This is a genomic window from Pseudomonas sp. NPDC088890 (assembly GCF_044900155.1).
GTDB lineage: Bacteria > Pseudomonadota > Gammaproteobacteria > Pseudomonadales > Pseudomonadaceae > Aquipseudomonas > Aquipseudomonas urmiensis.
Genome location: NZ_JBJDNG010000013.1, coordinates 75,194 through 96,313, shown reverse-complemented (window position 1 = coordinate 96,313; position 21,120 = coordinate 75,194). Strand labels below are relative to the sequence as shown.

Below are 21,120 nucleotides of genomic sequence, written 5' to 3'. Positions count from 1 at the left end.
GGAGCGGGCTTGCCCCGCGATAGCGACGGTGAATCCACTACCGCCATCGCGGGGCAAGCCCGCTCCCACGTAATGAAAATGAACGGCTTCAGCGGCCTAGATAAACCTCGATCACCCGCTCATCTGCCTGCACCTGCTCCAGCGATCCTTCGGCCAGCACACTGCCCTGGTGCAGCACAGTCACATGGTCGGCAATGCTGCCGACAAAGCCCATGTCGTGCTCCACCACCATCAGCGAATGCTTGCCCGCCAGGCCTTTGAACAGCTCGGCAGTGAATTCGGTCTCGGCATCGGTCATGCCCGCCACCGGTTCGTCGAGCAGCAACAGCTGCGGCTCCTGCACCAGCAGCATGCCGATCTCGAGAAACTGCTTCTGCCCATGCGACAACAGTCCGGCCTGGCGCGCAGCCAACGGCAGCAGGCGCACGGTGCTGAGCACCTCGTCGATACGCTCTCGCTGCTCGCCCGACAGCCGCGCAGCCAGGCTGGCCCACACCGACTTGTCGGTTTTCAGCGCCAGCTCGAGATTTTCGTACACGGTCAGCGCTTCGAACACGGTGGGTTTCTGGAACTTGCGGCCGATCCCGGCCTGGGCAATCTGGTACTCGCTCATGCGGGTCAGATCGAGGGTGTCGCCGAAGAACGCCGTGCCGGTATCCGGCCGGGTCTTGCCGGTAATCACGTCCATCAGGGTGGTCTTGCCGGCGCCGTTAGGGCCGATGATGCACCGCAGCTCGCCGACCCCGATGTACAGGTTCAGTGCATTGAGCGCCTTGAAACCATCGAAACTGACGCTGATGTCTTCCAGGCTCAACACAGTGCCGTGGCGTACGTCCAGGCCTTTGCCGCGGCGCTGGCCGAGGCCGATGGCATCGCGGCCAGCACCCAACTGGTCGAACACTGGCTCGAGCATGAACTCGGGGTGTACCGGGGGTACGCCTCTCATGGCTGGCTCCTTTTCTTCAACAGGCCGACCACACCCTTGGGCAGGTACAGGGTGACGACAATGAACAGCGCACCGAGGAAGAACAGCCAAAACTCCGGGAAGGCCACGGTGAACCAACTCTTCATGCCATTGACCAGACCAGCGCCGAGTAGCGGCCCGATCAGCGTGCCACGCCCGCCCAACGCGACCCACACCGCGGCTTCGATGGAGTTGGTCGGCGACATCTCGCTGGGGTTGATGATGCCCACCTGCGGCACGTACAGCGCCCCGGCCAGGCCGCACAGCACGGCGCTGAGCACCCACACCAGCAGCTTGAAGCCGCGTGGGTCGTAGCCGCAGAACATCAGCCGGTTTTCCGCATCACGCAGCGCGGTGAGCAGCCGGCCAAACTTGCTCACGGTCAGCCGCCAGCACAGGAACAAGCTCGCCAGCAACAAGCCGACCGTGAGCAGGAACAACACCGCCCGGGTGCCTTGCGCGGCGATGTCAAAGCCCAGGATGGTGCGAAAGCTGGTAAAGCCGTTGTTGCCGCCAAAGCCGGTCTCGTTACGGAAGAACAGCAGCATGCCGGCGAACGTCAGCGCCTGGGTCATGATCGAGAAGTACACGCCCTTGATTCGCGAGCGGAAGGCGAAGAAGCCGAACACCAACGCCAGCAGGCCGGGCGCCAGCACCACCAGGCACAAGGCCCAGGCAAAATGCTGAGTACCGGCCCAGTACCAGGGCAGCTCGGTCCACGACAGGAAGGTCATGAAGCCCGGCAGGCCATCGCCTGCGGCCTGGCGCATCAGGTACATGCCCATGGCGTAGCCGCCCAGGGCGAAGAACAGCCCGTGGCCGAGCGACAACAGCCCGGCGTAGCCCCAGACCAGGTCCAGGGCCAGGGCGACGATGGCGTAGCAGAGGATCTTGCCAACTAGCGTCAGGGTATAGGCCGATACTTGCAGCGGGTGATCTGCCGGCAGCAGCGACAGCAGCGGCAGGGCCAGCAACAGCAGGACGACGGCGATGCCGATAGCCAGCGACAAGCGCGGTCCGGCCTTTTGCGTGGCGGTGACAAGCAGTGGCTGGTTCATCAGTCGATTACCCGTCCCTTGAGGGCGAACAGGCCTTGCGGACGCTTCTGGATGAACAGGATGATCAGCGCAAGGATGAGGATTTTGCCCAGCACCGCACCTATCTGCGGCTCCAGCAATTTGTTGGCGATGCCCAAGCCGAACGCGGCCCACAGGCTACCTGCGAGTTGGCCGACACCGCCGAGCACCACCACCAGGAACGAGTCGATGATGTAGCTCTGGCCAAGATCCGGGCCGACGTTGCCGACCTGGCTCAGGGCCACCCCGCCAAGGCCTGCGATCCCCGAGCCGAGGCCGAAGGCAAGCATGTCTACCCGGCCCGTGGAGACGCCGCAGCAGGCGGCCATGTTGCGGTTTTGGGTCACCGCACGCACGTTAAGGCCCAGACGGGTGCGATTGAGCAGCAGCCAGGTCAGCAGCACCACAGCCAAAGCGAAGCCAATGATCACCAGGCGGTTGTACGGCAAGACCAGGTTGGGCAGCACCTGGATGCCGCCCGATAGCCAGGCCGGGTTGGCCACTTCGACGTTCTGCGCACCGAACAGCAGGCGGATCGCCTGGATCAGGATCAAGCTGATGCCCCAGGTCGCTAGCAGGGTTTCCAGCGGCCGGCCATACAGATGGCGGATCACCGTGCGCTCCAGCGCCATGCCGACCCCGGCACTGACGGCGAAGGCCACAGGCAGGGCGATCAGCGGGTAGAACTCGATGGCGCCGGGCATGTAGCGCTGCAGCAGCACCTGGACCATGTAGGTGCTGTAGGCGCCGAGCATGAGCATCTCGCCATGGGCCATGTTGATCACCCCGAGCAGGCCGAAGGTGATGGCCAGGCCCAGTGCCGCGAGCAACAGGATCGAACCCAGCGACAGGCCGCTGAAGGCCTGGCCGAGCAGCTCGCCGATCAGCAACTTGCGTTTGACCTGGGCCAGGCTGGTTTCAGCCGCGGTGCGTACGGCTGCATCGTTTTCGGCGCCAGGCTGCAGCAGCGCCTCCAGGCGCGTGCGGGCCAAGGGGTCGCCGGTTTCACCGAGCAAGCGCACGGCCGCCAGGCGTACGGCCGGTTCGCTGGCGCCCAGTTGCAGGTTGGCCAGGGCCAGGCCGAGGGCGGCGTGCACGGCGGCGTCCTGTTCGCTGGCGAAGCGTCGGTCGAGAAAGGCCATTTGCGCGGGTTGGGCGCTGCGTTGCAGTTCACTGGCAGCGGCCAGGCGCACGCTGGCATCGTCGCTGAACAGTTGGTGGCTGGCCAAGGCGTTGTCGATCAGCCCGCGCAGACGGTTGTTCAGGCGCACTTTGCGGGTATCGTCGGGCGCGATGCGGCCTTGCTTGAGCGAGCTGAGCAGGGCCAGCCGAGTGGGGTCTGGCTGCGCCGCCCAGTCCTGGAGCAGGCGCGCCTGCTCAGCGGGTTTGGCGCTGAGGAAGAATTCGCCTTCGCTGGCCTGGGTTGCCAGGGGCAGCAGCAGGAGCAGGGCGAGCAGAAGTCGATACATGGGGTATCCCTGGAAAAGGGTGGTGTATTCATCGCGGGGCAAGCCCGCTCCCACGGAGATTGCACAGGTTTTCGAAACGTGCTCGTTACCTGTGGGAGCGGACTTGCCCGCGAATGGCCGCGTAGCGGCCACAGCCAATCAGTTACCTTTCACGGCGTAATCAGGCCGCTTGTCATTCCCCGGAATGAACGGGCTCCAAGGCTGCGCCCGCAGTGGCTGCTCGGTTTCCCAGACCACGCTGAACTGACCGTCATCCTGGATCTCGCCGATCATCACTGGCTTGTGCAGGTGGTGGTTGGTCTTGTCCATGGTCAAAGTGAAACCGGACGGTGCCTTGAAGCTCTGCCCGGCCAGCGCCTCGCGCACTTTGTCGACATCGGTCGATTTGGCCTTCTCGGCCGCCTGCGCCCACATATGGATACCGACGTAGGTGGCTTCCATCGGGTCGTTGGTCACGGCTTTGTCAGCGCCTGGCAGGTTCTTGGCCTTGGCATAGGCCTTCCAGTCGGCGACGAACTGCTGGTTGACCGGGTTATCCACCGACTCGAAGTAGTTCCACGCCGCCAGATGCCCCACCAATGGCTTGGTGTCGATGCCGCGCAGTTCTTCTTCGCCGACCGAGAACGCCACCACCGGCACGTCGGTCGCCTTCAGGCCCTGGTTGGCCAGCTCTTTGTAGAACGGCACGTTGGAGTCGCCGTTGACGGTGGAGATCACCGCCGTCTTGCCGCCTGCGGAGAACTTCTTGATGTTGGCGACGATGGTTTGGTAGTCGCTGTGGCCGAACGGCGTGTAGACCTCTTCGATGTCCTTGTCGGCCACGCCTTTGCTGTGCAGGAAGGCGCGCAGGATCTTGTTGGTGGTGCGCGGATAGACGTAGTCGGTGCCCAACAGGAAGAAGCGCTGGGCGCTGCCACCGTCTTCGCTCATCAGGTACTCGACCGCCGGGATCGCCTGCTGGTTGGGCGCGGCGCCGGTGTAGAACACGTTCGGCGACATCTCTTCGCCTTCATATTGCACCGGGTAGAACAATAGGCCATTGAGCTCTTCGAACACCGGCAGCACCGACTTGCGCGACACCGAGGTCCAGCAGCCGAACACCACCGCCACCTTGTCCTGGGTCAGCAGCTGGCGGCTCTTCTCGGCGAACAGCGGCCAGTTGGACGCCGGGTCGACCACCACCGGTTCGAGCAGCTTGCCATTGACCCCGCCCTTGGCGTTGATCTGCTCGATGGTCATCAGGGCCATGTCCTTGAGCGAGGTCTCGGAAATCGCCATGGTCCCGGACAGCGAATGCAGGATGCCGACCTTGATGGTCTCGGCGGCCTGGATGCTCCAGCTAAGACCCATCGCCGCAATCGATGCGCTGAGGGTAAAGGCCTTGATCAGACTGCGACGCTTCATGTGCTCTCTCCGTTGAGTTTTTTTATGGTGTTGGCAACCCGGGAGAGGGCATGTGCAAGGGGTGTGCCCAGTTTTTGGACACGGCAAAGCCGCCGTTTTTCGGGGCGTGCAGAGGTGGGGGTGGAGAAATGAGGTCCAGCTTGGTGCCAGTAGGCCCTGCGTGCACAGGATTGGGGCCGCTGTGCGGCCCTTCGCGGCGGTTCGGCGTCCTAACAAGCCCACCCTAACAGGTGCGCGCTATCCCTGTGGGAGCGGGCTTGCCCGCGAAGGGCCGCACAGCGGCCCCAAAGGTTTTCAGTCTTGCGCGTTGCTGACAGCCGCACGCGGATGACGACGGCTACGCACGAACTGATAAGTCACCGCCAGGATCACGAACCACAACGGCGTCACGATCAACGCCTTGCGCGTGTCGTCTTCCAGGGCCAGCAGCACCAGGATGCCGGCGAAGAACACCAGGCACACGTAGCACATGAAGCGCCCGCCCGGCATCTTGTAGGTCGAAGCCTGGTGCAGCGCCGCGCGCTGGACGCGGTACTTCAGGTACGACAGCAGGATCAGCGTCCAGACGAACATGAACAGCAGCGCCGATACGGTCGTGACCAGGGTGAACGCCTCGACCACATCAGGGATCACGTAGATCAACACCGCCCCCAGCAGCAGGCAGGTACACGAGAACAACAGACCATTGGCCGGTACCGCACGGCGCGAGAGTTTCTCGAACGCCTTGGGCGCATCGCCTTCCTGGGCCAGGCCGAACAGCATGCGGCTGGTGGAGAACACGCCGCTGTTTGCTGAAGAGGCCGCCGAGGTCAGCACCACGAAGTTGATGATGCTCGCCGCTGCCGGTAGGCCAGCCAGCACGAACAACTCAACGAATGGGCTCTTGCCCGGCACCACGTCGCGCCATGGCGTGACGGCCATGATCGCGATCAGCGCCAGCACGTAGAACACGATGATGCGAATCGGGATCGAGTTGATCGCCCGTGGCAGGGTGCGTTGCGGATCCTTGGCTTCGGCGGCAGTGGTGCCGACCAGCTCGATGCCGACGAAGGCGAACACGGCGATCTGGAAGCCGGCGAAGAAGCCCATCAGGCCATGCGGGAACATTCCGCCGTCGTTCCATAGGTTGGCCAGTTGTGCGGTGCGCCCGCTTGGCGATTCGAAGCCGGTGATGACCATGTACAGGCCAGTGGCGACCAGGCCGAGAATGGCGACGATCTTGATCATGGCGAACCAGAACTCAAGCTCGCCGAACATCTTCACGGTGACCAGGTTCAACGACAGCAGCAGCGCCACGCAGGTCAGCGCCGGTATCCACTGGGGCAGGTCAGGAAACCAGAACTGTGAATAGGCGGCGATGGCGACGACGTCGGCGATACCCGTGACCACCCAGCAAAACCAGTAGGTCCAGCCGGTGAAGTAGCCGGCCCAAGGCCCGAGCAGGTCGGCCGAGAAGTCGATGAAGGATTTATAGTTGAGGTTCGACAGCAGCAGCTCGCCCATCGCCCGCATGACGAAGAACAGCATGAAGCCGATGATCATGTAGACAAAGATGATCGACGGGCCGGCGAGGCTGATGGTCTTGCCCGAGCCCATGAACAGGCCGGTGCCGATCGCGCCGCCGATGGCGATCAATTGGATGTGGCGGTTGGTCAGGTTGCGTTGCAGGTGCTGGTCATCAGCAGGCGTGGAGGAGGTCCGGGTCATTGGCTGCATTCCATTGAGGGTCAGTCTTTTTGTGCGAGCCGAGTAGGCTAACACGCGCGTCCCAATTCGGGGCGCGACAGATCGACACGACATCTGTGCTGTTTTTGTCCTCATCGCGGGGCAAGCGCGCTGCCACGAATTGCAAATGCTTCGTGGGAGCGGGCTTGCCCCGCGATGAGGCCATCAGTTCAGAATCAGGCCCTAGCCATCACCCTGCGCCGCACCACCAGGCTATCGACCACCCACATCACCAGCATCGACACCCCCACCAGCGGGAACGCCACACCCAGCACCAGCATCACTACCGTTGCCGTCTTCCAGCGCGGCAGGTCATGACGCAACGGCGGTACCCCCAGCCGCCCCGTTGGCCGGCGTTTCCACCACATCACCAGGCCACTGACCGAGCCCAGCAAAATCATCAGGCATACCAGCAAAATGATGATCTGGTTCAGCGCCCCGAACATCTTGCCCTCATGCAACATCACCCCAAGCTCGGTGGCCCGGGCGACTGGGCTGTAGTCCTGCCAGCGCACATCCGCCAGCACCTTGCCGGTGTACTGGTCGACATGGAGGGTGGCGTCGTTACGCGGATCATCAGCGAACACCGCCAGCGTGAACACACCATCGGCAGTGGTCGGCAGGGTAATGCTGTAGCCAGGCTCGACCTGGCGATGGGTGGCGATGTCCTCAACGTGCTGCAGGCTGACCTGCGGCGCGGCCGGGGCGCTCGACATCATGTGATGGCCAGCATGTTCGGCATGTGCGCCGGACTGCGGCATGGGCGTGTTCTCCATCGCCCAAGGCACGGTCTGGCGATGCGCCTGGTTGAGCACGCGGGCTTGTTGGTCAGACGTGGGCACGTCATTCCACATGGCCGCCGGGAAGCGATTCCACAAATCGGCATACTGCTTGCCCCACAGGCCGGTCCAGGTCATGCCGCTGAGCAGCATCAACAGCAGCAGCGCCGAGCCCCAGAAGCCACTGACCGCATGCAGGTCGCGCCACAGCACCCGGCCGCGGGCAGACAGGCGTGGCCACAGCACACCGGCACTGTTGCGCCCGCGCGGCCACCACAGGTACAGCCCCGACACGACCAGGACGATGCCCCAGCCAGCCGCCAGCTCCACCAGGCGATCGCCCACGGTGCCGACCATCAGCTCGCCGTGCAGGGCGCGGGCCACGGCTTGCAGGTTCTGCTTGGCGTCTTGCTCACCGAGCACCTTGGCGCTGTATGGGTCGACGAACACGTTCAGTTCGCGGCCGCCGTCATGCACCACGAACTGCGCGCTACGCTCGGCGTTGAGCGGGGGCAGGTATTGGGCCACATGCCCCTGCGGGTAGGCCTGGTGCACCTGGCTGAGCAGGGTGTCGGCGTCTTGGCGGTGATGACCGGCCTCGACCACCATCAGCTCGCGGTACATCAGCGGGTCGAGCTGTGGCTTGAACAGGTAGATGATCCCGGTGATCGCCAGCAGGATCATGAATGGCGCGACGAACAGCCCGGCGTAGAAATGCCAGCGCCAGGCCAAGTTATAGAAGGAAATGCGTGGTCCGCTCATGGAACCTCCCATCGGCAAGGTGAAAGGGCGCGTCCGTAGCCGCGCCCATTGTTGTTGTCAGAAGCTGATATCGACCTTGGTCCAGAAGGTCCGGCCTGGTTCGCTAACCGGCTGTGGATCGCTGGCCGGATAGCCGAACCCGGCGTTCCCGGCCAGGTTCAAGTGCTCGGCGTAGGCTTTGTCGAACAGGTTGTCGACGCCCGCGCTGAGCTTGAGGTTGTTGTTCACCTTGTAGGCACCATTGAGCGAGAACACCCCAAAGCCTGCGCTTTTTTCGTAGTCCTTGCCGACCACGTTGCCTTGGTTTTCGGCGATGCGATTTTGCGCCGCCACCAGTCGCCACAACGCCCCGGTGCTCCACTTGTCCTGGCTGTAGGTCAGGCCCAGGCGGCTTTCCAGGGGCGGCATCTGTGGCAGCGCTTTGCCATCACTGCTGTTCTTGCCCCAAGCGTAGGCCAGGGTCGCGTCGGCTTTCCAGTTTTCCGACAGCTTGTAGGCTGCGCCAAGTTCGCCGCCCATGATCCGAGCGTCGATGTTCTGCGCCTGGGAGGTGCTCATGCCCATCATGCCGGTGCGGTAGTCGAACAGGATGTAGTCGCGGATCTGCCCGACATAGCCCGAGGCCCAGGCCTCCATGCGCTCGTCGCGGTACTGGATACCGAAATCGAGTTGGGTGGTCTTCTCTGGCTTGATGCCGTCAAAGGCATTGGCTGCGCCGGCCGGGCCTTGCTTAGGCGAGAACAGCTCCCAGTAATCGGGGAAGCGCTGGGCATGGCCGAGGCCGATGTAAGTGGTTGCAGAGAGCGCCGCCAGATCATGCTCATAACGCACGAAACCGCTGGGCAGGGTATCGGCGCGGGTGGCGCCGCCGGTGGCGCTGGTCTGGCGGAAATCGCGGGCAGAGGCGCGGTCCAGGCGTGCACCGGTAATCAGGCGGTCAGCACCTGTGGCGTACCAGGTCAGTTCGCTGAACAGCCCATAGTTATGGAAGTCGGCATCCTTGGTCCAGGACTGGCCCTTGTGCGCATCGACGCCCATGCCGCCGCGCTTGCGGTGCTCGTTGGTCTGCGCATCGATACCGCTGATCAACTGCACATCGGCCCAGCGCCAAGTGGCCTTGATCCGCGCGCCCAGGGTGCGACGGTCGACGTTGCTGACCATCGGCATGCCCATCATGCCGCTGCCTGACGGTGTGCGCAGGCTGTAGTTGTCCATCACGTGGTCGGCGTAGTTGTAGTAGACCTGCGCCTCGATCTTGTCGAGCACCTCGCCGAGGTTGGATTTCTCGAAACGCAAGCCAAGGCTTTCGCGCTTGAACTGCGAGCCGTCCATGCCACGTCCGGCGTAGCGCGCTTCGCCATCGCCCTTGCCGGCGGTGAGTTCAAGCAGGGTGTCGGCGTCCGGGGTCCAGCCGAGGGTGACGTCACCGTTCCACTTGTCCCAGCGCGAGGGCACGCTGTCGCCGGTGCCGTCTTGATAGTCGTCGGAGCGCGACTGGTTGCCGACAAAGCGCGCATAGGCCTGGCTGTTGCCGGCGGCTGCGTCGAGGACTTTGTCGAAGCGGCCGTTGGAACCGGCCAGCAGGCTGGCGTTGACCCGGCTGCCGAGCGTGCCGAAGCGTTCCGGCTCGCGTTCGAAGAGGATGGTCCCCGCCGAACCGCCCGGCCCCCAGATCACGCTTTGCGGGCCTTTGATCACGGTCAGGCGGTCGTAGGTTTCCGGCGAAATGTAGGAAGTCGGGGCGTCCATCCGGTTGGGGCAGGCGCCGAGCATCACACCGCCGTTGGTGAGGATGTTCAGGCGCGAGCCGAACATGCCGCGCAACACCGGATCGCCATTGGTGCCACCGGAGCGAATCGCCGAGAAGCCCGGGATGGTCTTCAGGTAATCGGCGCCGTCGCTGGCCGGTACTGGCTGGCGTGGGTCCTTGGGGTTGGTGACGATGGTCAGCGGCGAGCTGGGCGCGACAGCGGTGATTACCGTCGGGCTGAGCTCGGCAGAATCGTGCTCATGGCCCTCGTGGCCGGGCTCGGCCGCTAGCGCCAAGGGGGCCAGCAGCGAGCCGCAGAGCACGGCGATGGTCCCGCGCAAGGACAGGGCAAATACAGGGGTGCAGCCGGACATAATGATTCCAGTCGATCAGTCATGAGTGGGCGCGAAGCCTCCTGGCTCCGTGCGGTCAATAGGTGTTCAGACGTCGATCGACAAGACGGGCGGGGCGCGGCTGCGCGCACCAGGGAAGACGGCCTGGCCGGCGTGGCCCTGGCGGGTAAGCGCATGCAGGGGTGGGGCGGGTGGGGTACTACTGGCGTTGAGCGGGCTGAAGGTCTGCGGCAGGGCTGGGCAGTTGAACAGCAGGCTGCAATAGCCGCACTTTTCCCACAGTGCGTGCAGCTCGCCATTGCTGCCATGGCCAGGGTGCCCGGCGTCGGCATGGCTGTGGCCGGCGGACATGCTCATGTCCATCGGCATGGTCATACCGGCGTGGTGATCCATCGGCATCGACTGGGAAACCAGTGGGCCGATGAAGATCATCCACATGGCGAACAGGCTCAGCCAGCCGCCACCGGCGCGCCTGCGATCAGGGCGGGTGGTACGGCGGGTGGGTCGTTCGCGCAGCACGCTCATGGCGAGTGCCTGTCAGCGATCAGTGCGCGTGCTGGTGCTCTGGCTGGTCAGCCGGTGGTTGTTTCTGCACCGCGACCTGCACGGTGATGTCACCGGCCTTTTCGAAGTGCAAGGTCAGCGGGAAGCGCTTGCCGTCGCTGAGCAGGCTGCGGTCCTTGGGCTGCATGAGCATCACGTGGTAGGCGCTGGGGGCGAATACCAAGTCCTGGCCTGCTGGGATCGCCACGCTGGGCACCTGCTGCATTTTCATCAGGCCTTCGGCGGTCTTGGCGTGCTCGTGCAGTTGCGCGTCATCGCTGATCGGGCTGGCCACGCTGAGCAGGCGATCCTCCTGCTTGCCGTTGTTGTGCACGACGAAATAGGCCGCCACGTTGGGCGCGTTGGGCGGCAGTTCCAGCGACCACGGGTGGGCAATGTGCAGGTCGCCCTGGGTGTATTCATGGGCGTTGGCGAAGGTGCCGGGCAACAGCAGGGCGGCCAGGACGAGGGCTTGCTTGAGCATGGAATGAGATCTCCGATCTGTGCAGGTTCAGGGCGATAGCGTCGAGAACTCAGGCCAGCGGAGAGGCACGCGGGTTTAACGCCGGCCAGAGCTGGCGAGGCGTAGGTTGATAGCGGGCGAGGTTGGGTAGTTGGCCAATGCTCAGGTGCGCCGGGCTGTGCAACTGCGGCGGCTGGCCGGGTAGGGCCAGTAGCGGCGCTGCGCCCGAGCAGCACCAGCAGTGCTGCATGTTGGCGTGCGCGTCGCCTTGATCGCCGAGATCGATCTTGGCCAGGGCCTTTACATCGAGCTTGGCTTTGGCGCCCATGCTGGAACAGAAGGCCCCCCACAGCAGCTGCTCGGCCGCGCTCTTGGGCACGGCCGATGACAGCGGCATGGCCAGCAGATTGAACAGCACTGCAAGGCAGGCTATCCAGGCGATGTGCCGACGTGGGGGCATGGAGAGATCCGGTCAGGAATCGTGGCGGGTATTGTACGGCGGAGTATAGGTAAAAATGCTGGGGTGCGGTGAAGTGCCGCAGGTATGAGATGAGTGTTGCCGTATCGGCAGGCCCGATACCTTCCAGCGGGTGTCGTTTGGTTGGGGGCCGCAGCGCGGCCCTTCGCGGGTAAACCCGCTCCCACAGGTATCGCGTTGATCTTGCGCTCGATGCTATGCCTGTAGGAGCCGAGTTGTCGGGGTGCCTTAGGCCTTGCGCCCAAGCAACCCGCGCACGGTCTCTTGCAGATCCGCAGGCAACACCACAACCTTGGCGTTGTCGCTGCCGGCCAGGTTCTCCATCGCGCCAATGTAGCGTTCACCGAGCAGGTACATGGCCGGGGTAGTTTCCGTCCCCACTGCGTCGCGTACCAGCGAAATCGCCCGCGCCGACGCTTCTGCCAGGTTGATCTGCGCCTCGGCATCCAGCTTGGCCGACTGCAGGCGGGCTTCGGCTTCCAGAATCGCCGCCTGCTTGGCGCCTTCGGCACGGGTTACATCGGCTTTACGCTCACGCTCGGCAGCCGCCTGGCGCTCCATGGCCATCTGCATGTTCTCGGACGGCTTGATGTCCTGGATCTCTACCGAGCGTACGGTCACGCCCCAGTCTTCGGTTTGTTCGGACATCGCCTCGCGCAGGCGTGCCTTGATCTGTTCGCGGCTGGACAATGCTTCGTCCAAATCCATCGCGCCGACGATGGCCCGCAGCGAAGTCATGGTCAGACTGGTCACGGCGAAGGAGAAATTCTGCACGCCGTAGGAGGCTTTTTGCGGGTCGACCACCTTGGCGAAGCACAGGGCGTTGGCGACGATCACCGCGTTGTCCTTGGTGATGATTTCCTGCTGCTGCACATCGAGGATGATGTCTTTGGTCGGCAAGCGGTAGGCGACCACGTCCATGTACGGGATGACGATATTCAGGCCGGGCTTGAGGGTGCTGTGGTAACGCCCCAGGCGCTCGACGATCCACTCCTCGCCCTGAGGCACGATGCGCACCCCTTTGAACACGGTGATGAGAACGAACACCGCGAGGGTGCCGACGACGATAAGACTGCTCATGCTACGAACTTCCTTTTAGTACGGATTCAGGCCCGGCTGACCCGGGCGGTGTTGCCTTCGATGGCGGTCAGGCGCACGCGCTCGCCAGCGGCGATGTCGCTGTCGGCGATGCAGGTCCATTCTTCATTGCCGAGGATCGGCTTCTGGAAACGCACTCGGCCTTTCTGGAACTCAGAGACACTGGCGGTGAGCAAGCCGACTTCACCAAGCACGCTATCGGCGGTCCAGCGCACATCGGCCTTCTTGCGCCGGAATAGCTTGAACCACAGAACGGTGGTGACAGAGGAAAACAGCACCCACAGCAGCACCTGCATATCCAGCTGCAGGTCTGGCGCGAGCAGGGCAATCAGCGACACCAGTACGGCACCGATGCCGAACCAGAGGATGAAGAACGTGGGCAGGACCAGTTCGAGTAGGATCAGGGCCACGCCGAAGACGAGCCAGATCCACCATTGCATTTCCATATGGGTGGGCCTTCCAGGAGAGGAGGGCGGAGTTTACGGCAGATTGCAGGCACAGGGCCATCTGCTTGTACGGTATGAGGGGGCTGAAAACTCTGAATATTGCGTAGGGCGAAACCTGGGAAAAGCTAGATCGATGTCACCCAGTCTTCGACCCCAGGGCGCGCTCCTAGTCGGTAGCTAGCGCCGTCAGCAACGACTCGATCTGGCTGAACTCGCGATCCACAGCCGGTAACGCCGGCCGCTTGAGCACCAGCACAGGCACGCCCAGCTCGCGTGCCACCTCAAGCTTGGGCTCTGTGGCCACGCTGCCGCTGTTCTTGCTGACCAGCACATCGATGCGCCGTCGTGCGAACAGTGCGCGTTCATCGGCAATCTGGAAAGGACCGCGGGCGCCGATGACTTCGCAGCGATCATTGCCAGGGCAGGCGTCGAGGGCGCGCAAGGTCCAGAACTGCTGCGCGGGGATTTCGTCCAGATGCTGCAAGGGCTCGCGGCCCAGGGTGAACAGCGGGCGCGCGAAGGGTTCGAGCGCTTGCATCAGCTCAGCCCAGTCCGCCACCTCACGCCAGTCATCACCGGGCTGCGCCTGCCACGCAGGGCGGCGCAAGGCCCAGCACGGGATGCCCGCCGTCTGCGCCGCGCGGACTGCGTTGCGGCTGATCTGGGCGGCGTAGGGATGGGTGGCGTCGATCAGCAGCGTGATGCGCGCCTCGCGCAAATAGGCGGCAAGCCCTTCGGCACCGCCATAGCCGCCGACCCGCACCGTGCAGGCCAGGTCCTGCGGCACCCGGCCGACTCCGGCCAGACTATAGACGTGCTCGGGGCCCAGGCGCCGGGCGATCGCCAAGGCCTCGGTGACGCCGCCTAGCAGCAGGATGCGCTCGCTCATTGCACACCTGCCTGGCCAACGATACCGCCTTGGCGGTCGATGGCGAAGACTTCGACGTGCACCTGAGCGGGGACCACACTGCGGGCGAACGCCTGGGCATGAGTGCACACTGCGTCGCCCAGTTTGATCCCTGCTGCATGGGCCAGGGCCAGCGCTTGCTGGCTGGTATTGGCGGCAATGATCGCCTCTTGCAGGGGTTGATCGGCGCCAATCTCCCGCGCCCAGCCGGCCAGTTGCGGCAGGTCGATACTCGAGTGGCGGCTGTGCAGGTCCATGTGCCCGGCGGCGAGCTTGCTGATCTTGCCAAAACCACCGCACAGACTCAGGCGCGCCACCGGCACTTTGCGCAGGTGCTTGAGTACCGCGCCGACGAAGTCGCCCATCTCGATCAGGGCGATCTCCGGCAGGTTGTAGACCCGGCGCATGGTGTCCTCGCTGGCATTGCCGGTGCAGGCAGCGATGTGCGTGTAGCCATTGGTGTGGGCGACATCGATGCCCTGGTGGATCGAGGCGATGTAGGCCGAGCAGGAGAACGGTCGGACGATCCCGCTGGTGCCGAGGATCGACAGGCCGCCGAGAATACCTAGTCGTGGGTTCATGGTTTTCAGCGCCAGTTGATCGCCATCGCGCACATTCACCGTAACCTCGAAACCGCCGCTGTAGGCGCAATCGCTGGCCAGCTGTTGCAGGTGCTCGGTGATCATCCGGCGAGGCACCGGGTTGATCGCCGGCTCCCCAACCGCCAGCACCAGCCCTGGGCGGGTGACAGTGCCGACGCCGATGCCGGCGACAAAGCGGATACCTGGGGCATCGAGCAGGCGCACCTGGCTGTAGAGTAGCGCGCCGTGGGTGACGTCGGGATCGTCGCCGGCATCTTTCAGGGTGCCGGCCTCGGCGCACTCGCCATTGCGTCGACAGAACTCCAGGCGCATCTGTACTTCCTTGCCCTTGGGCAGGGTGATGGCTACGGCGTCATGGCGCTGCCCGGTCAGCAGCAACCGGGCAGCAGCCAAGCTGGTGGCGGTCGCGCAGCTGCCAGTGGTCAGGCCGCTGCGCAGAGGCGCGGGTTGTTCGCGGGTCTCTTCACGCATCGAAGGGTTTCACCACGTCGAGCAGGGTGATCGGCAAGGCCTGGCGCCAGGTATCGAAGCTGCCCAGGGGGTGCGTCTGGGCGACATGGATGCGGGTCAGCTCGCCGCCATGCTGCTGGCGAAACTGCGCCAGGGCCACTTCGCTTTGCAAGGTCACCGCGTTGGCCACCAGCCGGCCGCCGGGGCGCAGGCGCTCCCAGCACAGCGGTAACACGCCTTCGCGGGTGACGCCGCCGCCGATGAAAATGGCATCGGGCCGTTCCAGCTCAGCCAGGGCTTGCGGAGCCTTGCCGCAGATCAGTTGCAGGCCGGGCACGCCGAGCGCGTCGCGGTTGTGTTCGATAAACCCCTGGCGGCCTTCGTCGGCCTCGATCGCCAATGCCCTGCAGCTGGGATGGGCTCGCATCCATTCGATGCCGATCGAACCGCAGCCGGCGCCGACATCCCACAGCAGCTCGCCGGGCTGTGGGGCCAGGCGGGCGAGGGTGATGGCGCGGACATCGCGCTTGGTCAGCTGGCCATCGTGACGAAAGGCGCTGTCGGGCAGTCCGCAGGCTGTCGACAAACGCGGTGCGTCGGGCGTTGCCAGGCACTCGATGGCTACCAGGTTGAGGGCGGCGCTGTGGGCATGCGGCCAGTCTTCAGCGGTGCCGCTGAGCTGGCGCTCTTGAGGGCCGCCCAGGTGCTCGAGGACGTGCATCCGGCTTGGGCCAAAGCCGCGTTCGCGTAGCAGTGCGGCGATCTGCGCAGGGCTGTCGCCATCGTTGCTCAGCACCAGCAGGCGCACGCCGCTAAAGAGCTGGGCATTGATCGCGGCCAAGGGGCGGGCGACGATCGACAGTATGTGCACCTCCTGCAATGGCCAGCCGAGGCGGGCTGCGGCCAGGGCGCAGGAAGAGGGCGTGCTGAGCACGCGCATGTGCTCGGCAGGTACCTGCCGCGCCAGGCTGGCACCGACGCCGTAGAACATCGGGTCGCCGCTGGCCAGGACACACACCGGTTCGCCGCTTTGGGCCAGCACGGGGGCCAGTGAGAATGGGCTCGGCCACTGCACGCGTTCGCCGTTCACACAGCGTGGCAGCAAGGCCAACTGGCGTGGGCTGCCGAAGATCCGCGAGGCGCCCAGCAGAGCACGCCGGGCGGGTTTGCCCAGGCCGCTGAAACCGTCTTCACCGATACCTACTACTGTCAGCCACGGGGCCATTAATTTCACTTCCATCATTTTGGGGCCGCTTCGCGGCGGTGCGGCGCTCCGACAAGCCCGCTCCTACAGGATTAGCGCAGCTCTTGCGGCTGGCGCAGTCCCTGTGGGAGCGGGCTTGTCGGAGCGCCGAGCCGCCGCGAAGGGCGCGAAGCGGCCCCTGAATTCCATACGATCTTCGACCGCCGGTTTTTCATGCCGCCGGACAAAGCAGGCATAATACCGCGCCTTCTACACTCAAGCGCACTTTGACGATTGCCGGATGCCCTCTTGAACCCGTCCCTGCCCCCCACCATTTCGCCCCGCCCCTCGGCCTGCCCGGGGTTGTGGCGTATCGTCGCCGCGCGCGATGGCGGTATCTGCCGGATCAAGCTGCCCGGTGGTGTGCTGCTGGCCGATCAGGCCGATGCCGTCGCCGAGGCGGCAGAGCGATTTGCTGGCGGCGTGATCGAGGCGACCAACCGCGGCAACCTGCAGATTCGCGGCATTGGCGCGCAGCATCGCCAGCTGATCGAGCACCTGCTCGCAGCCGGCCTTGGCCCGCGTGAAGCGGCGGGCGACGATGTGCGCAACCTGATGCTCAGCCCATTGGCCGGCCTCGATCCGCTCATGCTCGTCGATACCCAGCCGCTCGCTGCGCAGATTTTGCAGATGCTCGAAAGCACCCCGCGTTTGCACCAGCTGTCGGCCAAGTTCGCCGTGCAGCTCGATGGCGGCGAAGGCCTGGCGATGCTTGAACACCCGCATGACCTGTGGCTCTCGGCTGTTGAACTCGATGGCGAGCGTTGGTTGGCATTCGGCCTGGCAGGTTGCCCAGGCCGAGCATTGGGTGCAGTCCCTGTGCAGGCTGGGCTGGCGCTGACCCGTGCCGTGCTGGAGCGCTTCCTCGACTTGGCCAGCCCTGAGCAATCGCGGATGCGCCAGTTGCTCGAAACCTGTCCGGCCGAACACTTCATCGCGGGACTCGGGCTTGAGATCCGTCGCGACGCCGCGGTGCTTGGCTGGCAGCGCTCAGCGACCCGCACGAGCTGGTTAGGCAGACTGACGCAACGGCAGGGCCTGGCCCTGGGCATCGCCCCGCCCTTGGGCCGCTTGACCCCCACCATGCTGCGCGGTGTTGCCCGTATTGCGCGCGAGGCAGGCGACGGCCAACTGCGCCTGAGCCCCTGGCAGAGCGCGGTACTGACCAATATCGACCCCGCGCAGATTGATGCCGCCCAAGCCGAACTCAACGCCCTCGGCCTGCTTTGCGATGCTGCGCAGCCCTTGGCGCGTCTCACCGCCTGCACCGGCTCCAGCGGCTGCGCCAAAGCCCAGGCCGACACCAAGAACGATGCCCTCACCCTGGCCAGCGGGCTGCCTGCTGGCGCACTGGGCAGTGTGCACCTGTCCGGCTGCAGCCGCTCCTGCGCCGCCGCCCATGTCGCGCCGGCCACCCTGCTGGCCCGCGCGCCGGGCCGCTATGACCTTTATCTGCGCGATGCGCGCCTGCCGGGCTTCGGCGCCCTGCGCGCGAGCGACCTTACCTTGAAAGAAGCAGGCGCCATGCTCGACCTGCCCACGGAGCACCTTGATGATTGACTACATCCGCGATGGTCAGGAGATCTATCGCAATTCCTTTCGGATCATCCGTGAGGAAGCCAGGCTCGAGCGGATCCCCGCTGACCTGGAAAAACTCGCTGTACGGGTGATCCACGCCTGCGGCATGGTCGAGGCCATCGACGGCCTGCAATTCTCCGAAGGTGCGGGTACGGCGGGGCGTGAAGCCCTGGCCAAGGGCGCGCCAATCCTGTGCGACGCGCATATGGTCGCCGAAGGCATCACCCGCGCGCGGCTGCCGGCCAACAATCCGGTGATCTGCACCCTGCGTGACCCGAGCGTGCCAGACCTGGCCAAAGCGCAGGGCAACACGCGCTCGGCCGTGGCCCTGGAACTGTGGCGGCCGCACCTGGAAGGCAGCGTGGTGGTGATTGGCAACGCGCCGACCGCACTGTTCTACCTGCTGGAAATGATCGATGCCGGCGCGCCGAAACCGGCACTGATCCTGGGCTTCCCGGTGGGCTTCGTCGGCGCCGCCGAATCCAAGGCCATGCTGGCTGCCGACAGCCGTGGCGTACCGTTCGTGATCATGCAGGGCCGCCTGGGTGGCAGCGCCATGGCGGCGGCGGCGGTCAACGCACTGGCCACGGAGGTCGAATGATGCAGGCACGTGGACGTCTTCTCGGCCTGGGCGTAGGCCCTGGCGATCCTGAACTGATCACCGTCAAAGCCCTGCGCCTGCTGCGCGAGGCGCCGGTGGTGGCCTATTTCGTCGCCAAGGGTAAGCGCGGCAATGCCTTTGGCATCATCGAGGCGCACCTGCAAGCCGAGCAGACCCTGCTGCCGCTGGTGTACCCGGTAACTACCGAAGTGTTGCCGGCGCCGTTGTCCTACGAGCAGGTGATCAGCGATTTCTATGATGAAGCCGGCCAACAAGTGGCCGCGCATCTGGACGCCGGCCGGGATGTGGCGGTGATCTGCGAGGGTGATCCGTTCTTCTATGGCTCCTACATGTACCTGCATGATCGCCTGGCCCAGCGCTATGAGGCCGAAGTGATCCCAGGCGTGTGTTCGATGCTCGGTGGTGCTTCGGTGCTGGGTGCGCCGCTGGTCTATCGCAACCAAACGCTGACCGTGCTGTCTGGCGTGCTGCCTGCCGAAGAGCTCAAGCGTCGCCTGGCCGATGCCGATGCAGCGGTGGTGATGAAACTGGGGCGTAACTTGCCCAAGGTGCGCCAGGTGCTTGGCGAGCTCGGTCTGCAAGGGCGTGCGCTGTACGTTGAACGCGCGACCATGGCCAACCAGAAGATCGTCCCGCTGCAAGAGGTCGATCCGCAGTCTTCGCCATATTTCTCGCTGATCATCGTGCCGGGGGAAAAATGGCAGGGATGAACATGCGCAAGACCCCCGCAATCGTCATCCTCGGCGTTGGCAGCCTGGCCACCGCGCAGCGGATCCAGCAGCTTTATCCACAGGCCACCCTTCACGGCCTGCGCGGTCGGGTCGAGGCGGTCGACAGCCTGTATGAATCCTTTGGCGAGACGCTGCGTGGCCTGTATCAGCAGGACACGCCGATCATTGCCCTGTGCGCGGCGGGTATCGTGATTCGCACCCTGGCCGGCCTGCTCAGCGAAAAGGACGTCGAGCCGCCCGTGCTGGCCGTAGCCGAAGATGGCAGTGCAGTGGTACCGCTGCTCGGCGGCCTGGGCGGGGTCAACCTCATGGCACGGGAGATCGGCGAGGCGCTGGGTGTGGCGCCTGCCATCACCACCAGTGGTGAGCTGCGCTTCGGCACCTGCCTGCTCAACCCGCCAGAGGGTTACACCCTGGCCGATCTGGAGCAGGGCAAGCGGTTCGTTTCTGATCTGCTGGCCGGCCAGAGCGTGCGCATCGAAGGCGATGCGCCGTGGCTGGCGCACGCGCAGCTGCCGGCTGATGCTCACGCGCAGCGCACTATCCATGTGGGCTACCAAGCCCGCCCGGACCATCGCGATGAGCTGCTGATCCACTCGCGCTCGGTGCTGGTGGCGGTCAGCGCCACCCAGGCGGACCTCACCACTGAAGTGCGCGCGGCGCTGGCCGAAGCCAACATCGCCGAGCAAGCTTTGGCCTGCTTGCTGGCCAGTGAGCAGGATATGGCCGCCCCCGCGCTGCACCAAGCTGCGCGCGCCCTGGACGTACCGCTGCGTTTCGCGGCGCCAGCCGGCAGCCTGCAGAGCATGGTCGCGCACGTCTTGCCTGAGGCGCAGACGCTGGCAGTTTCAAACGTGGTAATCGCCGCGACCCCAGCACCCATCGAGGTCGCCAAGCTCGGGCGAGCACGGGGCCGGCTGGCGGTGATTGGCCTCGGCCCAGGCGCGGCCGAGCTGATGGTGCCGGCGGTCAAGGCCGAGCTGGCGCGCGCCGAGGATGTGCTGGGTTATGAAACCTATGTGCGCATGGCTGGCCCGTTCCGCGCTGATCAGGTGCTGCACTGCACCGATAACCGCGAAGAAATGCAGCGTGCCCGGCATGCGTTCGAGCTGGCCGCTTCCGGGCGTTCGGTGGTGGTGGTGTCGTCGGGTGATCCGGGCGTGTTCGCCATGGCTGCGGCGGTGCTTGAAGCGCTGCACGAGTCCAGCGATCCGGCCTGGCATCGGGTCGATCTGGAGATCCTCCCAGGCGTCTCGGCATCGCTGGCCACCGCTGCGCAAGCGGGAGCGCCGTTGGGCCACGATTTTTGCGTGATGTCGCTGTCCGACAACCTCAAGCCGTGGTCGATCATCGAGAAGCGTCTGGACCTGGCGGCTCAGGCCGACCTGGTCTTGGCGTTCTACAACCCGATCTCCAAGTCCAGGCCGACCCAACTGGGCGTGGCCCTGGATATCGTCCGTCGCCATCGCCAGGGGCAGACGCCGGTAGTGCTGGGGCGCGACATTGGCCGGCCAGGGCAGACGCTACGGGTGGTGACCCTCGCCGAGCTGCAGCCGGAAATGGTCGACATGCGCACCATGGTGCTGATCGGCTCGTCGCTGACCTGTACCTTCGCGCGTGACGGTGGTGGTCAGTGGGTGTACACCCCGCGCTGGTATGGCCAAAAACCCTGATGGG

The 21,120-nt window shown here is 64.8% G+C and carries 19 protein-coding genes; 4 read left to right on the top strand and 15 right to left on the bottom strand.

Annotated elements, in window-relative coordinates:
• Nucleotides 1-88 precede the first annotated feature (88 nt).
• The 15 genes from urtD to cbiE form a co-directional block, all read right to left on the bottom strand.
• Nucleotides 89-946, bottom strand: a complete 858-nt coding sequence (urtD, locus tag ACI2JX_RS22140) for an urea ABC transporter ATP-binding protein UrtD (protein ID WP_264235527.1) — start codon at nt 944-946, stop codon at nt 89-91.
• Nucleotides 943-2,022 (bottom strand): urea ABC transporter permease subunit UrtC, encoded by a 1,080-nt coding sequence (urtC, locus tag ACI2JX_RS22135; protein ID WP_264235528.1) that lies wholly within the window; start codon nt 2,020-2,022, stop codon nt 943-945. Before urtC ends, urtD begins: the two co-directional genes overlap by 4 nt.
• Nucleotides 2,022-3,509, bottom strand: a complete 1,488-nt coding sequence (gene urtB, locus ACI2JX_RS22130) for an urea ABC transporter permease subunit UrtB (protein WP_404690990.1) — start codon at nt 3,507-3,509, stop codon at nt 2,022-2,024. The genes urtC and urtB overlap by 1 nt, the downstream gene beginning before the upstream one ends.
• A 138-nt stretch (nt 3,510-3,647) precedes the next feature.
• A complete protein-coding gene (gene urtA, locus ACI2JX_RS22125) occupies nt 3,648-4,913 on the bottom strand; it encodes an urea ABC transporter substrate-binding protein (RefSeq protein ID WP_264235530.1) in 1,266 nt (421 codons plus the stop codon).
• Between the two features lie 294 nt (nt 4,914-5,207).
• Nucleotides 5,208-6,620, bottom strand: a complete 1,413-nt coding sequence (gene cycA / locus ACI2JX_RS22120) for a D-serine/D-alanine/glycine transporter (protein ID WP_186555558.1) — start codon at nt 6,618-6,620, stop codon at nt 5,208-5,210.
• Between the two features lie 194 nt (nt 6,621-6,814).
• Nucleotides 6,815-8,179 carry a PepSY-associated TM helix domain-containing protein gene (locus tag ACI2JX_RS22115; RefSeq protein WP_368971285.1) on the bottom strand — a complete coding sequence of 455 codons (1,365 nt, stop codon included), beginning with the start codon at nt 8,177-8,179 and terminating at the stop codon, nt 6,815-6,817.
• Nucleotides 8,180-8,236: 57 nt separating this feature from the next.
• The gene (locus tag ACI2JX_RS22110; protein ID WP_404690989.1) at nt 8,237-10,303 is read right to left on the bottom strand and encodes a TonB-dependent copper receptor; all 2,067 of its coding nucleotides are present in this window, start codon (nt 10,301-10,303) and stop codon (nt 8,237-8,239) included.
• Between the two features lie 66 nt (nt 10,304-10,369).
• Nucleotides 10,370-10,807: a DUF2946 domain-containing protein gene (locus ACI2JX_RS22105; protein WP_404690988.1), complete on the bottom strand. Its 438-nt coding sequence runs from the start codon at nt 10,805-10,807 to the stop codon at nt 10,370-10,372.
• Nucleotides 10,808-10,826: 19 nt separating this feature from the next.
• Nucleotides 10,827-11,309, bottom strand: a complete 483-nt coding sequence (locus tag ACI2JX_RS22100; protein WP_404690987.1) for a copper chaperone PCu(A)C — start codon at nt 11,307-11,309, stop codon at nt 10,827-10,829.
• Nucleotides 11,310-11,358: 49 nt separating this feature from the next.
• The gene (locus ACI2JX_RS22095) at nt 11,359-11,748 is read right to left on the bottom strand and encodes a DUF2946 domain-containing protein (RefSeq protein WP_264235540.1); all 390 of its coding nucleotides are present in this window, start codon (nt 11,746-11,748) and stop codon (nt 11,359-11,361) included.
• A 246-nt stretch (nt 11,749-11,994) separates the two neighbouring features.
• Entirely contained in the window at nt 11,995-12,846 is an 852-nt protein-coding gene (locus ACI2JX_RS22090; RefSeq protein WP_264235541.1) for an SPFH domain-containing protein, read from the bottom strand.
• Between the two features lie 26 nt (nt 12,847-12,872).
• Nucleotides 12,873-13,310, bottom strand: a complete 438-nt coding sequence (locus ACI2JX_RS22085; protein ID WP_404690986.1) for an NfeD family protein — start codon at nt 13,308-13,310, stop codon at nt 12,873-12,875.
• Between the two features lie 166 nt (nt 13,311-13,476).
• On the bottom strand, nt 13,477-14,199 hold the full coding sequence (locus ACI2JX_RS22080; RefSeq protein ID WP_404690985.1) for a cobalt-precorrin-6A reductase: 723 nt from the start codon (nt 14,197-14,199) through the stop codon (nt 13,477-13,479).
• The gene (locus ACI2JX_RS22075) at nt 14,196-15,290 is read right to left on the bottom strand and encodes a cobalt-precorrin-5B (C(1))-methyltransferase (protein WP_264235546.1); all 1,095 of its coding nucleotides are present in this window, start codon (nt 15,288-15,290) and stop codon (nt 14,196-14,198) included. The genes ACI2JX_RS22080 and ACI2JX_RS22075 overlap by 4 nt, the downstream gene beginning before the upstream one ends.
• On the bottom strand, nt 15,283-16,494 hold the full coding sequence (gene cbiE / locus ACI2JX_RS22070) for a precorrin-6y C5,15-methyltransferase (decarboxylating) subunit CbiE (RefSeq protein ID WP_404690984.1): 1,212 nt from the start codon (nt 16,492-16,494) through the stop codon (nt 15,283-15,285). Before cbiE ends, ACI2JX_RS22075 begins: the two co-directional genes overlap by 8 nt.
• Nucleotides 16,495-16,746: 252 nt before the next feature.
• Between cbiE and cobG the strand changes: the two genes are divergently transcribed.
• From cobG to cobJ, 4 genes are read left to right on the top strand one after another with little or no spacing between them, the layout of a single operon-like run.
• Nucleotides 16,747-18,072, top strand: coding sequence for a precorrin-3B synthase (gene cobG, locus ACI2JX_RS22065; RefSeq protein WP_404690983.1), 1,326 nt, complete (start codon nt 16,747-16,749; stop codon nt 18,070-18,072).
• Nucleotides 18,065-18,691 (top strand): precorrin-8X methylmutase, encoded by a 627-nt coding sequence (locus tag ACI2JX_RS22060; RefSeq protein ID WP_368972698.1) that lies wholly within the window; start codon nt 18,065-18,067, stop codon nt 18,689-18,691. The genes cobG and ACI2JX_RS22060 overlap by 8 nt, the downstream gene beginning before the upstream one ends.
• On the top strand, nt 18,688-19,422 hold the full coding sequence (locus tag ACI2JX_RS22055; protein WP_186555545.1) for a precorrin-2 C(20)-methyltransferase: 735 nt from the start codon (nt 18,688-18,690) through the stop codon (nt 19,420-19,422). Before ACI2JX_RS22060 ends, ACI2JX_RS22055 begins: the two co-directional genes overlap by 4 nt.
• Nucleotides 19,410-21,116: a precorrin-3B C(17)-methyltransferase gene (gene cobJ / locus ACI2JX_RS22050; RefSeq protein ID WP_404690982.1), complete on the top strand. Its 1,707-nt coding sequence runs from the start codon at nt 19,410-19,412 to the stop codon at nt 21,114-21,116. Before ACI2JX_RS22055 ends, cobJ begins: the two co-directional genes overlap by 13 nt.
• The last annotated feature ends 4 nt before the right edge of the window (nt 21,117-21,120 follow it).

Excerpts from the sequence above, each read along its gene's own strand:
- ACI2JX_RS22090 (WP_264235541.1), bottom strand. The coding sequence starts at position 12,846 with ATGAGCAGTCTTATCGTCGTCGGCACCCTCGCGGTGTTCGTTCTCATC.
- cobJ (WP_404690982.1), top strand. The coding sequence starts at position 19,410 with ATGGCAGGGATGAACATGCGCAAGACCCCCGCAATCGTCATCCTCGGC.
- ACI2JX_RS22100 (WP_404690987.1), bottom strand. The coding sequence starts at position 11,309 with ATGCTCAAGCAAGCCCTCGTCCTGGCCGCCCTGCTGTTGCCCGGCACC.
- urtA (WP_264235530.1), bottom strand. The coding sequence starts at position 4,913 with ATGAAGCGTCGCAGTCTGATCAAGGCCTTTACCCTCAGCGCATCGATT.
- ACI2JX_RS22085 (WP_404690986.1), bottom strand. The coding sequence starts at position 13,310 with ATGGAAATGCAATGGTGGATCTGGCTCGTCTTCGGCGTGGCCCTGATC.
- urtB (WP_404690990.1), bottom strand. The coding sequence starts at position 3,509 with ATGTATCGACTTCTGCTCGCCCTGCTCCTGCTGCTGCCCCTGGCAACC.
- cbiE (WP_404690984.1), bottom strand. The coding sequence starts at position 16,494 with ATGGCCCCGTGGCTGACAGTAGTAGGTATCGGTGAAGACGGTTTCAGC.
- ACI2JX_RS22060 (WP_368972698.1), top strand. The coding sequence starts at position 18,065 with ATGATTGACTACATCCGCGATGGTCAGGAGATCTATCGCAATTCCTTT.
- cycA (WP_186555558.1), bottom strand. The coding sequence starts at position 6,620 with ATGACCCGGACCTCCTCCACGCCTGCTGATGACCAGCACCTGCAACGC.
- ACI2JX_RS22055 (WP_186555545.1), top strand. The coding sequence starts at position 18,688 with ATGATGCAGGCACGTGGACGTCTTCTCGGCCTGGGCGTAGGCCCTGGC.
- ACI2JX_RS22110 (WP_404690989.1), bottom strand. The coding sequence starts at position 10,303 with ATGTCCGGCTGCACCCCTGTATTTGCCCTGTCCTTGCGCGGGACCATC.
- ACI2JX_RS22115 (WP_368971285.1), bottom strand. The coding sequence starts at position 8,179 with ATGAGCGGACCACGCATTTCCTTCTATAACTTGGCCTGGCGCTGGCAT.
- urtD (WP_264235527.1), bottom strand. The coding sequence starts at position 946 with ATGAGAGGCGTACCCCCGGTACACCCCGAGTTCATGCTCGAGCCAGTG.
- ACI2JX_RS22080 (WP_404690985.1), bottom strand. The coding sequence starts at position 14,199 with ATGAGCGAGCGCATCCTGCTGCTAGGCGGCGTCACCGAGGCCTTGGCG.
- ACI2JX_RS22075 (WP_264235546.1), bottom strand. The coding sequence starts at position 15,290 with ATGCGTGAAGAGACCCGCGAACAACCCGCGCCTCTGCGCAGCGGCCTG.
- ACI2JX_RS22095 (WP_264235540.1), bottom strand. The coding sequence starts at position 11,748 with ATGCCCCCACGTCGGCACATCGCCTGGATAGCCTGCCTTGCAGTGCTG.
- ACI2JX_RS22105 (WP_404690988.1), bottom strand. The coding sequence starts at position 10,807 with ATGAGCGTGCTGCGCGAACGACCCACCCGCCGTACCACCCGCCCTGAT.
- urtC (WP_264235528.1), bottom strand. The coding sequence starts at position 2,022 with ATGAACCAGCCACTGCTTGTCACCGCCACGCAAAAGGCCGGACCGCGC.